General features: G+C 38.1%; 11 protein-coding genes and 1 pseudogene. 7 read left to right on the top strand and 5 right to left on the bottom strand.

Going from position 1 to position 12680, the window contains the following annotated elements:
• Positions 1 to 78: pseudogene (locus tag BMSHG_RS29515) on the bottom strand (SelT/SelW/SelH family (seleno)protein); the annotation flags it as partial.
• A 325-nt stretch (positions 79 to 403) separates the two neighbouring features.
• Between BMSHG_RS29515 and BMSHG_RS22570 the strand changes: the two are divergent.
• The 3 genes from BMSHG_RS22570 (at position 404) to selD (ending at position 2947) form a co-directional block, all read left to right on the top strand.
• Positions 404 to 754, top strand: coding sequence for a hypothetical protein (locus BMSHG_RS22570; RefSeq protein WP_019156731.1), 351 nt, complete (start codon positions 404 to 406; stop codon positions 752 to 754).
• 68 nt (positions 755 to 822) lie between these two features.
• Complete coding sequence (locus BMSHG_RS22565) at positions 823 to 1809, top strand: ketoacyl-ACP synthase III (protein WP_019156730.1); 987 nt, start codon at positions 823 to 825, stop codon at positions 1807 to 1809.
• An 85-nt stretch (positions 1810 to 1894) separates the two neighbouring features.
• Complete coding sequence (gene selD / locus BMSHG_RS22560; RefSeq protein WP_083879418.1) at positions 1895 to 2947, top strand: selenide, water dikinase SelD; 1053 nt, start codon at positions 1895 to 1897, stop codon at positions 2945 to 2947.
• A 32-nt stretch (positions 2948 to 2979) separates the two neighbouring features.
• Here the strand turns inward: selD and BMSHG_RS22555 are convergent, their stop codons facing one another.
• From BMSHG_RS22555 to BMSHG_RS22540, 4 genes are all read right to left on the bottom strand, one after another.
• Complete coding sequence (locus tag BMSHG_RS22555; RefSeq protein WP_019156728.1) at positions 2980 to 3891, bottom strand: pseudouridine-5'-phosphate glycosidase; 912 nt, start codon at positions 3889 to 3891, stop codon at positions 2980 to 2982.
• Positions 3891 to 4994, bottom strand: coding sequence for a carbohydrate kinase (locus BMSHG_RS22550; protein WP_019156727.1), 1104 nt, complete (start codon positions 4992 to 4994; stop codon positions 3891 to 3893). The genes BMSHG_RS22555 and BMSHG_RS22550 overlap by 1 nt, the downstream gene beginning before the upstream one ends.
• Positions 4995 to 5179: 185 nt before the next feature.
• Positions 5180 to 6115 (bottom strand): L-threonine 3-dehydrogenase, encoded by a 936-nt coding sequence (locus BMSHG_RS22545; RefSeq protein ID WP_019156726.1) that lies wholly within the window; start codon positions 6113 to 6115, stop codon positions 5180 to 5182.
• Between the two features lie 50 nt (positions 6116 to 6165).
• Positions 6166 to 7356: a glycine C-acetyltransferase gene (locus BMSHG_RS22540; RefSeq protein WP_019156725.1), complete on the bottom strand. Its 1191-nt coding sequence runs from the start codon at positions 7354 to 7356 to the stop codon at positions 6166 to 6168.
• A 309-nt stretch (positions 7357 to 7665) separates the two neighbouring features.
• Between BMSHG_RS22540 and BMSHG_RS22535 the strand changes: the two genes are divergently transcribed.
• The 4 genes from BMSHG_RS22535 to BMSHG_RS22520 all read left to right on the top strand — a co-directional run bounded on the left by BMSHG_RS22535 (position 7666) and on the right by BMSHG_RS22520 (position 12675).
• Positions 7666 to 9222, top strand: a complete 1557-nt coding sequence (locus BMSHG_RS22535) for an ABC-F family ATP-binding cassette domain-containing protein (RefSeq protein ID WP_019156724.1) — start codon at positions 7666 to 7668, stop codon at positions 9220 to 9222.
• A 170-nt stretch (positions 9223 to 9392) separates the two neighbouring features.
• Entirely contained in the window at positions 9393 to 10277 is an 885-nt protein-coding gene (locus BMSHG_RS22530) for a putative selenate ABC transporter substrate-binding protein (RefSeq protein ID WP_019156723.1), read from the top strand.
• 23 nt (positions 10278 to 10300) lie between these two features.
• Positions 10301 to 11053 (top strand): phosphonate ABC transporter ATP-binding protein, encoded by a 753-nt coding sequence (locus tag BMSHG_RS22525; protein ID WP_019156722.1) that lies wholly within the window; start codon positions 10301 to 10303, stop codon positions 11051 to 11053.
• Entirely contained in the window at positions 11053 to 12675 is a 1623-nt protein-coding gene (locus BMSHG_RS22520; protein WP_019156721.1) for a PhnE/PtxC family ABC transporter permease, read from the top strand. The genes BMSHG_RS22525 and BMSHG_RS22520 overlap by 1 nt, the downstream gene beginning before the upstream one ends.
• Positions 12676 to 12680: the final 5 nt, after the last annotated feature.

The raw sequence follows: 12680 nt of genomic DNA, 5'->3' as shown, positions 1-12680 counted from the left end.
GCTACTAGGGATAAGCTTCATTTCTGCTATATTAGAGCGAAAATGGCTAAATAACTCTTCTGCGAAACTCGCAGCTTTTGGTGCATAATTTCATTGCATACAAAATTCTACACTGATTTTAAAGTCCTTCATAAAAAATCTACTCCTTCTCGATGAAATCATTCATAAAAAATTCACTTTTCATTAAATACATTTTAAATCAGAAAATCTCCTTCGACAAATATTTAAAAATAGGTAAAAAGTCTGTTGTTATTTTATAAAAATAAACACAAAGACCTATACCAGATAATTTTATTTTTTTTGGAGTGAATTTTTACGTTAAATCCCGTTCACAGCAAGGTTTCCATTTCGTATAATTACCTCAGTTATACGTTAAAAAACTAAATATGAGGGAGTTTTGAATATGGCAAAAGAAGGATCTTATTCTATTAAAGTGAATCGAGTTGCTAAAACAATTGATTTAGTCGTTGCAGGAACGTTTACTCCGCAACAAGTGCAAGAGTTTGTCGGAGATTATACAGCAAAAGTAAAAAGTGTAAACCCTAAAGAATATACATTAATCGCTGATTCAACAGATATGGATGTGTTAACACAAGATATGGTCCCTGCGATGGAAAATACGATTCGGATGTATCAGCAATCTGGGTTTGACAAATTAGTCGTTACAATTAAGAAAAATCCAATCTTGAAAATGCAATTGAATAGAATCTTTAAAAACACCAATTTTACAAATGCAGAAGTAAAGGAAATCTAAAATGTTTAATAGAATGACAAGGCTCCCTGTAGTCTTGTTTTTTAATTTATTGGAGGTAAATAAGAACCATGACAAATATTAAAATCCGTGACATCGCAATCTATTACCCTGATAATGCTGTGGACAACAGCTATTATTTAGAACATTTTAATAAGAAAGGAAGAGACTCAACTCATTTTATTGAGAACATTCTTGGTCGAAAGTCACGCTATGTGATTAATAATGACAGTGAGAATAGTTTAACAATGGCTTATGAAGCTTCAATAAATGTATTAAAAAAATCCCATCTTACAGGTGAAGATCTTGATTTAATTATGTTTACCTCACAAACACCTGAATATTTAGCTACTTCCAATGCGATCCAGCTTCACAATAAATTAAATGGGAAGCATAGTACATTAACGATGGATACAAATGCCAATTGTGCTGGTATGCTTGTTGCAATTGATCAAGCTTCCCGCTATATGCAAGCAAATCCTTTTATCCAAAGAGCTCTTGTTGTAGGCTCTGATTACAACACATTAATGGCTAATCCTGATGAAGAAATCTCATATGCTAATTTTGGCGATGCCGCATGTGCAGTCATCTTAGAAAAAACAAATGAAAACACTGGTTTCATCGATTCGATCTACCATACGGATTCTGTTACGTACAGCAACACGAATTTTCCTCGTACAGGGCTTTCGAATACGATTAAAGGGTCTGGAGAACAAACGATGCAATGGATTCCATTTGACGGAAGTATTGCAATGCCCCCTACTTATCAAATGTTTGAGACCATGCTTTCTAGAAATAATCTCTCAATCAATGAGCTAGATGCATTTTGTTTTTCTCAGTTTTCAATTGCCAATATTAAAACGATCAAAGAGCATTATCAACTAGACGAAGACAAGTTTATGTATATAGGAGATCGTTTTGGCTATACAGGAACTACCAGTCCCCTCCTTGCTTTTTATGATGGGATTGAAAAGGGTCGGATTAATAGAGGAGATCATATTCTATTCTGGACAATTGGTGGAGGATTCCAGCTTGTAGCGATGTTATTAAAATATTAAAGAAGCTTCACCCTATTAGAAATCATCTTCAATCGTTGTGAAATGTTTAGATGAAGAGTTATACTAGAATGTGGAGGTGGACAACGTGAGTAAAGAAGAAATTATTCGCCTTACTTCCTTATCTAGTAAAGCTGGTTGAGGCTGTAAAATTGGTCCTGAGGACTTAGCGCAAGTTTTGCGCTTATTACCAAAGCATGATCCGGTGCCAGAATTAATCGTTGGTCATGAAACATCAGATGATGGTGGTGTATTTAAATTAACGGATGAAATTGCGCTCGTACAAACACTTGACTATTTCACTCCGATTGTCGACGATGCCTATATGTTTGGACAAATCGCTGCTGCTAATGCACTAAGTGATATATATGCAATGGGTGGAGTTCCTAAAACCGTTCTGAATATAGTTGGTTACCCTGTGAAGAAGCTTGGCCCAGATATTCTTGCTGACATTTTGCGTGGTGCTAGTGACAAAGTGGTTGAGTCTGGAGCAGTTACAATAGGTGGACATTCCATTGATGATCAAGAACCAAAATTTGGTTTATCTGTTACCGGTATTGTTCATCCAGAAAAAGTTTGGAAAAATGTCGGTGCCAAACCTGGTGATTTACTTGTCATGACAAAACCGATTGGTGTAGGAATTATGACTACTGGCATAAAGAGACAAGTGGTTACACCTGAGCAGGAAGCAAAAGTGACTGAAGTCATGGCCACTTTGAATAAAAATGCTGCTGAACTTTTGAAAGAATCCACCCCACATGCTGTAACCGATGTGACAGGATTCGGTTTACTCGGACATGGCAGTGAAATGGCAAGAGGCAGTGAAGTAAGCTTTGAGTTTATCTTTGGTTCAGTCCCTGTTCTCGAGGGCACATATGAGTTAGCCAAACAAGGGATCATTCCAGGAGGCTCTAAATCTAATCATAGCTGGCTTGTCGATGATGTTGTTTATGAAGGAATCGCTCTTGAAGAACAAATGATTTTATGTGATGCAATCACCTCAGGAGGACTTCTTGTTGCACTACCTGAGCAAGATGCGCAAAGTTATGTCGATAGACTACATAAACATGGTCTTATTGATGCGGCGATTGTGGGAAAAGTAACTGAAAAAAGAGATAAGTTAATCTATGTAAAAAGGTGAAATCAACTTGATTTCACCTTTTTACATATTCCTTATTTCTCATTAAAGCTAACTGCTATTTCAGCACCTAGACGGGCGTTATTTTTAACAAGTTCAATATTGGTTTCAAGACTTTTTCCACCTGTGAGCTCTTTAACTTTTGCAAGGAGGAACGGTGTGGAGTCTTTACCGCTTATGTGTTGTTCACCTGCTTCTTCTAATGCCTTCTCAATTACGTTTGTGATAAGCGTTTCATCCATTGCGTATTCTTCTGGAATTGGATTTGCAACGACAACTCCACCTTTTAATTTTAAATCCCACTTCGTTTTTAACGTAGCGGCAATTTCGTTAGCTTGGTCAGAACGGAAGTTAACGGGATGCTCGCTTGTTCTTGTATAAAATGCTGGTAGACGATCAGTTTGATAACCAATGACAGGGACACCTTTTGTTTCTAGGTATTCCATCGTTAATCCTAAATCAAGAATCGATTTTGCTCCTGCGCAAATAACAGCTACATTTGTATTCGCTAGTTCTTCGAGATCTGCTGAGATGTCCATCGTTGTTTCAGCACCACGATGGACGCCACCTATTCCCCCTGTAACAAAAATGCGTATATCTGCTAAGTCAGCACAAATCATCGTTGCAGCAACGGTTGTCGCTCCTTTTTTCTTTGTTGCAAGTAAATATGGGATGTCTCGTCGTGAAGCCTTCGCCACATCTGTGCTCTTGCCGAACATTTCAAGTTCTTCATCGGACAATCCAATCTTAATTTTTCCGTCTAAGATCGCAATCGTTGCAGGAACGGCTCCTTTTTCACGGATGATATCTTCCACTTCTCTTGCGGTCTTTACATTCTGAGGATAGGGCATTCCATGAGAAATGATCGTTGACTCAAGGGCAACAATTGGCTTCCCTTGTTCTTTCGCTGCTTTTACTTCTTCTGATAATACGATATAGGATTTCATTATATTTCCTCCATGTCCTTCTGTAATTGTATGGATGTAAGATCCTGACGAACGGTGTAAGGTGATTGTAATGTTTTATAGGCATTGATAGTGCCTGCTTTCCCTATTTCTCTAATGCTTTTGCCTTCAAGCCACGAATAGACAACGGCGGCAGAAAATGCGTCACCTGCTCCAGTAACGTCAATAATTTCGGTTACTTCTTTAGCGGGAATATAGAGTGTTTCTTCTCGGTTTCCGATTAGAGCACCTTTCTTGCCATTCGTGATAATGACATTTTTAATCCCGAGTGATAGCCATCTATTTAAAGCGTTACTCCAATCGTTCGCATCATTTATTTTTGTATTAAAATAGGCTTCTGTTTCATCACAATTTGTAATTACCCATGTAACATCGTCTAACTTTTTCGGAAGCCGCTTCATTTTTGGGGAAGATACGGGAATCAAAACGATATCTTTCTTATTTTCCCTCGAAAAATGGCAGAGAAATTCTAATGCTTCCTTTGGTGTATTTAGATCAGCGATGATACACTTTGATTGTTTCAACAAGGATAGATGATTTTCTAACAACTTTGGTGTAATAAATTCATATACCTCCATGTCAGCTAGTGCCATCACCATTTCACCAGAGCGTTCTAAAATCGCTGTATAAGAACCAGTCGCAGCTTTTCCAATTGGTGAAACGAAGTCTAAATTCATAAAAGGAGAAGAAACTTCTTTAATATAGCGCCAATCTGAGTCCTGTCCACAGCATGTCAGTAATGACACGTTCAATCCAAGTCTTCCTAAATTCTCAGCAATATTTCTTGCAACTCCGCCAGCACTTTGTGTCGATTTCACTGGATTCGAAGTTCCAACCTGCACTTTCTCTTTTACATGGAATTTCCGGTCGATATTAGCTCCACCGATACAGACAATTGGTTCATCCTTGGATAGCACATAGGCACGACCGGCAATATAGCCCTTTTTCATGAGACCGGAGATTAAGTTTGCTACCGTTGGGCGTGAGATGGACAAAGCAGCGGCCAATTCTTGCTGCGATATATACGGATTTTTACGAATTAGCTGGAGAAGAGTTTTTTCTTTATCTGACAGTTGTTCTCTCATTCTTCCACCTCCCTATTTTCAAACACAAACATTTGTTTAATTTATATAAACTATTGTTTACATTATATCGTGCAAATCATAAAAAAGCTAGATTTTTTTCCTATGTTCTAGAATTCTTCATATTCGATACTTTCATACATAAAAGAGCAAGCTCACCTATAGTAAGCTTGCTCTTCATAGTAGTTTTATAGTTTTGCACTTAGTTTTTCCAACATATCAACCGTCATCGTTTGGAGATTGTAAATTGTCTTAAAGCCCCATTCTTCTTTCGCAGCTGTCGCATCAATCGAATTTGGCCAACTATCGGCAATTTGTTGTCGTGCTGGATCGACGTTATAGTTCAATTCAAAATTTCCGATATGCTTTTGAATCTCGCCTGCGATCTCCTCAGGGGCAAAGCTCATTGCTGTTACATTAAAGGAATTACGATGTTTTAACTGCGCTGGATCAGCCTCCATCAACTGGACAATGGCATCCAAAGCATCAGGCATATACATCATATCCATATAAGTTCCTTTATCAATATAGGATGTATATTTGCCGTTTCGAATGGCTTCATAATAAATTTCAACCGCATAGTCAGTCGTACCCCCACCAGGTGGAGTGACATAAGAAATCAAGCCAGGAAACCGTAACCCTCTCGTATCGACTCCAAATTTTTGAAAATAGTAATCTGAGAGTAACTCACCGGCTACTTTATTAACACCATACATCGTCGTTGGGCGTTGTATGGTGTCCTGTGGTGTGTTGTCCTTTGGGGTTGTTGGACCAAAGGCTCCGATAGAACTCGGTGTGAAAAATTGACAATTCAACTCTCTTGCGGTTTCAAGAGCGTTGACAAGACCACCCATATTGAGATTCCAAGCAAATATCGGCTTCTTTTCAGCTGTTGCTGAAAGCAATGCGGCAAGATGAATAATCGTATCGACTTCATGCTTTTTTGCAATCTCATACATTTTATAATCGTCGGAAACATCCAGCGTTTCAAATGGTCCTTCTGTTTCTTCATCTTTGCGAATATCAGTAGCAATGACATTATCTGTCCCATAAATATCTCTTAACTTGACCGTTAATTCTGAACCAATTTGGCCTAGTGCACCTGTAATTAATATTCTTTTCATCCCTTTAGTCCTCCACCCTTTGCCTCACTCTTCCTTTTTATTTAGAATGCTTAAATAATCCCCATCTCTTTGCCAACCTTTTCATAAATGGAAAGGGCATTATCAAGCATCTCTTTCGTATGAGCAGCAGAAGGCATGTTTCGCACTCTTCCTGTACCTGTTGGAACCGTTGGGAATACAATCGCTTTTGCATATACGCCTTCATCATTTAAGCGACGACTAAACTCTTGTGTTTTCACTTCCTCACCGATAATACAAGGTGTAATCGGTGTTTCGCTTTCGCCAATATCAAATCCAAGATCCGCTAATCCCTTTTTCAAATAGTCGGCATTTTTCCATAAACGTTCATTAAGTTCCGTACTTTCCATTAAAATGTCCACAGCTTTAATACTTGCTGCAACGTCAGCTGGAGTTAATGAAGTGGAAAATAAAAATGGTCGGCTTCGCACTTTTAACCAGTCAATTAACTCTTTTTTTCCTGCTACATATCCACCAACAACACCTATCGCTTTCGATAAAGTTCCGATTTGGAAATCCACTTTATCTGAAAGACCAAAGTGCTTAACAGTACCTGCCCCTTTGCCTAATACACCAGAGCCGTGTGCGTCATCAACATATGTGATTAAATCAAATTCTTCTGCAATTTCAACAATTTCAGGAAGTTTAGCAATATCTCCATCCATTGAAAATACACCATCTGTAATAACCATCACTTTATTATATTGACCGGATTCAGTTGCCTCTTTTGCTTTTGCACGTAAATCATTCATGTCTGAATGGTTGTAACGAATAATTTTTGCTCTTGATAAACGACAACCATCAATGATAGAAGCGTGGTTTAATTCATCTGAAAGAATGGCATCATTTTTATCCATAACAGCGCTAATGGCCGCCATATTACAATTAAAGCCTGATTGATAAGCGATAGCCGCTTCTGTATGTTTAAACTCGGCTAGTTTCTTTTCTAAAAGGATATGTACTTCCAATGTCCCGTTAATGGTACGAACGGCACCTGCTCCAACTCCAAACTTTGCAATCGCTTCTGTCGCCGCTGTCTTTAGTCTTTCGTCAGTTGCTAAACCTAAATAGTTATTTGAAGATAGATTGATCAGTTCTTTTCCATTAATCTTAATGATCGGACCATTCGGACTTTCAAGGGGATCAATCACATTGTAAAGCCCTTTTTCTTTTAAATCATTTAAGTTTGTTTGTAAAAAAGCATCTAATTTATTGCTTGACATGACGTTTACCTCCTTTATTTTCAAACTACAAAAAAACACATGTGTCTCTCTGAGAAGGACAACAAAACTTGTCTATGTAGCTGATATAATAAGTTTTTACTATCATTACTTTATCATATTTTTTTATTTCGTACACCTATAAAGGACAGATTTAGAGGATGAAGATCGTTTTGTTTTTTTGTTTTCTTTCCAAATCTTACGATCGGGATGAAAGATCTAGTCTTGACCCTCGGAATTTAGTATGATAGATAAAGTGATTTATTTTATTGTGTGTTATTAATATAGAATCTAAAACAAGTGGGGATATAAATGAGCTTATTAACTGTTGAAAAATTGAGTCATACATTTGGTGACCGTACCTTATTTAAAGATGTTTCCTTCCGTTTACTTGCTGAAGATCATGTTGGTCTTGTTGGCGCCAATGGAGTTGGAAAATCAACCTTAATGAATATTATGACAAAGCAATTAATTCATGATTCCGGGAAAGTGGAATGGACGCCTGGTGTTCACTATGGCTATCTTGATCAGCATACTGTTTTAACACCTGGAAAAACGATTCGAGATATATTAAATGATGCTTTTCTTCACTTATTTGAAGAAGAAAAGAAATTAAATGAAGTAACAGCTAAAATGGCTGATGCAACGCCTGAAGAATTAGAACTTTTATTGGAAGAAATGGCTCAGATTCAAGATCGATTAGATGCTGGAGATTTCTACAATCTCGATATGAAAGTGGAAGATGCTGCTAGAGGCCTTGGATTGGATGCGATCGGATTAGAGCGAGATGTCACCGCTCTTAGTGGTGGACAGAGAACGAAGGTCCTTTTAGCAAAGCTTTTATTAGAGAAACCTAAAGTATTACTGCTTGATGAGCCGACTAACTTTTTAGATGTGGAGCATATTCGCTGGTTGACTGGATATTTAAGAGAGTATCCGCATGCATTCATCTTAATATCTCATGATACCGAATTTATGAATCAGGTTTCTAACGTGATTTTCCATCTTGAATTTTCTAAGATGAACCGTTATACAGCGACGTATGAGAAATTTCTTGAGTTAGCTGAGATTAATAAAAATCAGCACATTAATGCATATGAAAAACAGCAAGAATTTATTAAAAAGCAGGAAGATTTTATTGCAAAAAATAAGGCGCGCTACTCTACTACAGGTCGGGCCAAAAGCCGTCAAAAGCAGTTAGAGAGAATGGAAAGAATTGATCGACCTGAAACTGCGGTGAAACCTACTTTCTCTTTTAAGGAATCTCGTAGTAGCTCTCGCTATGTATTTGAAGGGGAAGATTTTGAAATTGGATATGCCCACCCTCTACTTCCTAGAATGTCGATGACCATTGAACGTGGTGAAAAAATTGCTATTGTTGGTTGTAATGGTGTCGGGAAATCTACTTTATTAAAAACGATGCTCGGTGTGATTAAACCGCTAAGTGGAAAGATTGAAAGAGGTGATTTCCTCTTCCCTTCTTACTTCGAACAAGAGGTAAAAGGAAAAGATATTACCCCGATAGATGATGTGTGGAATGAGTTCCCAGGACTTGATCAACACCAAGTAAGAGCTGCACTTGCCCGTTGTGGACTTAAAAATGAGCATATTTCAAGACCGATGACGCAATTAAGTGGAGGCGAACAAGCAAAAGTTCGCCTTTGTAAACTACAAATGCATGAAAGTAACTGGCTTCTTTTTGACGAACCAACCAACCATCTTGATATTGATGCAAAAGCAGAGCTAAAGCGTGCTTTAAAGGAATATAAAGGCACTGTCGTATTAGTTTGCCATGAACCAGATTTCTATGAAGATTGGGTTACAAAGGTTTGGGATGTTGAAAAATGGGCTGAACAGTTGTCCAAATAAGTAAGTAGCTCCCCTTTTTAAGGGGAGCCTTTTTGTTATATCGGAATTATAGCTCATTTTCAATCATTGTTATCGATAATATAGATAGATACACAACGGAATTCTCTATTATTTAGCCATTCTTTCTACTATAATTACAGTGGTCGTAAAATTACATCAGGAGGATTGAAATGAAAAAACTAGTAATCTTAACTTTCTCACTTATGATTATGTTCGTATTATCAGCTTGTTCTGGAAATGATAAAGAGGAAACAAAAAATAGTTCTAATGAAGTGTTTAAAATTGGTGCCATCCCTGACCAGAATGCAGCTGATTTAAATAGAAGCATGGACGATATTGCTGCATATTTAGCTGAGGAAACAGGATTAGAAGTAGAATACGTACCATCTGTTGATTATGCTGCCCTCGTAACAGCGTTTGAACGAGGAGAAATTCACCTTGCGTGGTTTGGTGGTTTAACTGGTGTACAAGCAATGAGTCTTGTAGAAGGAGCAGAAGCGATTGCCCAACGACCTCGCGACGAAGACTTTCACTCTGTTTTTATTGCGCAAAAGGATCTTCAGTTAGACAGCATTGAAGACATTAAAGGATTAAGTTTCACATTCGGAAGTGAAAGTTCCACTTCTGGACATTTAATGCCAAGATACTATATGTTAGAAAATGGGGTTGACCCTGAAAAAGATCTAGCTGGTGAGCCAAACTATTCTGGTTCACATGATAAAACCTACAAATTAGTAGAGTCAGGAACATTCCAAGCAGGAGCACTGAATGAAGCAGTATGGGAAGGCGCAGTGAAAGAAGGAGCCGTTGATCTGAGTAAAGTAGATGTCTTCTATACGACGCCTGCGTACTATGACTACAATTGGACCATCAATACTGTTGATGAAGGATTCGGTGAAGGAACAAAGGAAAACGTAAAAGAAGCCCTCCTATCGATGGGAGAAGCTGAAAAAGAAATGCTTGATATATTTGAAACAGATAAATTTATCGAAACAAACAACGATAATTATGATGCGATCGAAAAGGTTGCTAAAGAACTCGGTATCATTAAGTAAGTAAGCATTGAGGTGAGGATGCATTGGCATCTAACGATATTATAGAAGCAAAAAATGTATATGTTCAATTCGATGGGAAGATAGCCTTGTCTTCCCTCTCTTTCTCTATAAAAAAGGGAGAAAGAGTAGCTTTAATTGGCCCAAGTGGCGCTGGAAAAACAACCCTTCTTAATACGATAGCTACTTTTATCAAGCCTGACAATGGTGAAATATCCATTGATCAATTATCACTAAAGGATCTGAAGGATCGGAAAAAGCTCGCCAAAAAAATGGGTATGATTCGTCAACAATTTGATCTCGTTGATCAGTTGCCTGTCATTCACAATGTTCTTGCAGGGAAACTTGCGGATTGGGGGTTTTTTAAGTCATTCCTCTCGTTAATTTTCCCCCAAGATAAAGAACTTGCGATCCAGTCATTGGAACGAGTCGGTTTAGGGGATAAGTGGCTTGAGAAAACGGCTAATTTATCTGGTGGTGAGCAGCAACGTGTTGCCCTTGCTCGCTTACTTGTACAAAAACCGGAAATTATTCTAGCTGATGAACCTGTCGCTTCTCTTGATCCTGCGAGGGCAGAAGATGTACTTTCTATTTTGACAAAACTTGTATCTGAGGAAAACCAAACACTTGTCACAAGTCTCCACTCGGTCGAGTATGCAAAGAAATATTTCACAAGGATCATTGCCTTGCGAGATGGAGTAATTTACTTTGATCGACCCGCACATGAAGTGAGTGAACATGATTTAGCCTCCTTATATGTATTAAAGGAGAAAGTCTAATGGCAAAAACATTCACCAAAACACATCAAAAATCGTATCTCACGATTATTCTAATTGGTGCCTTTATTTGGAGTTTATTCTCAGTTCAGTGGAGTTCAGAACTTTTTCATGCTGGAGGCTTTGCTACACTATTTCAAATTGTTCAAGCGTTATTTCAACCTAATTTATCGGCGGACATTCTTCTACTTGCTGTACGATCAACTTGGATAACTTTATCTTATGCAGTTGCAGGTGTTGGACTTGCGATTGTAATCGCCTTTGTTCTTGGAATATTAGCGTCAGGTATATTTTTTGATGATGGTCGTCTCGGAATAACTCTTAAGACCATTTTTCGCGCCATTCTTGGATTTTTAAGAGCCATCCATGAATTAGTGTGGGCTCTTATTTTTGTTGCATCCTTTGGTCTCAGTCCATATGCTGCCATTTTTGCTCTTGCCCTCCCTTTCGGCGGCATTTTAGGGAGAATCTTTGCAGATATGCTTGCTGATGTTCAAGAAGCTCCCATTCAAGCTTTAAAATCAACAGGGGCATCCAAATGGCAACTGTTTTTTTACGGCTACTTCCCTATCGTGAAAACAGGAATGTTAAGCTATACCATGTATCGGTTTGAATGTGGAATACGTTCTTCAGCGATTATGAGTTTTGTTGGTCTTGGTGGATTGGGTTATCAAATTCAGCTTTCACTCGATGATTTACATTACGATGAGGTCTGGACTTTTATTTTCTTTTTAATCACAATCGTGGTCTTAGTTGATTGGTGGAGCAGCCACTTAAGAAACAAATTAAATCATTACTCAAAACATTGGTTTGTCCCCTTCTCTACCTTGCTCACAATCGGGTTATTAATAGGAGCATGGAGTTATATTTATATCATTGATAAAGCAAGTTTTCTGGAACTTTTTTCTGAGAGAAACCTATCATTTGCTAAGAAATTTTTTGCCAATATGTTCGGATTGGGTGAGGAAGAGCCAGCCTTCTTCGATTGGGCTAGCTGGAAAAATGCGATCAGTTTAACTTATGACACCCTACAAATGAGTATTATGGCAATTGGTTTCTCTACCATTCTCATGTTTTTAACCGTGTTGCCAGCTGCTAGAAATGTCGCAAATGGAAGGCTAACGTTATCTGGAAGATGGTATAGCTGGATTTCTTTTTCGCTTATTAGATTAAGCTATATTTTTAGCAGAGCAATTCCTGAGCTGGTTTGGGCGATGATGATTATTTTTATTTTTAAACCTGGGATCTTACCAGGAGCCATTGCTCTTGCTCTTCATAACTTTGGAATTTTAGGGAAATTATGTGCTGAGGTTGTTGAAGATTTAGATGCGAGACCTGTTCGTCATTTAGCATCTTCTGGAGCAAGTAAAGGTCAAATTCTCTTATATGGGGTTGTCCCTTCAGTGCTTCCCCGATTTTTAACGTATATTTTGTACCGTTGGGAAGTCATTATGAGGACGACAATCATTGTTGGTTTTGTCGGCGCAGGTGGCCTCGGCCAGCAATTTAAGTTAAGCATGAGTTTCTTCCATTATTCTGATATCACACTCCTCCTATTCTGCTATATCATCCTTGTATGGATTGCTGATTTTATCTCTGAATGGGCACGGAAAACAGTAAAATAAAAAAG

The sequence above is a fragment of the Robertmurraya massiliosenegalensis JC6 genome, assembly GCF_000311725.1.
GTDB lineage: Bacteria > Bacillota > Bacilli > Bacillales > Cytobacillaceae > Robertmurraya > Robertmurraya massiliosenegalensis.
The sequence above is the reverse complement of the archived record's forward strand: the minus strand, read 5'-3'. Positions and strand labels throughout refer to the sequence as shown.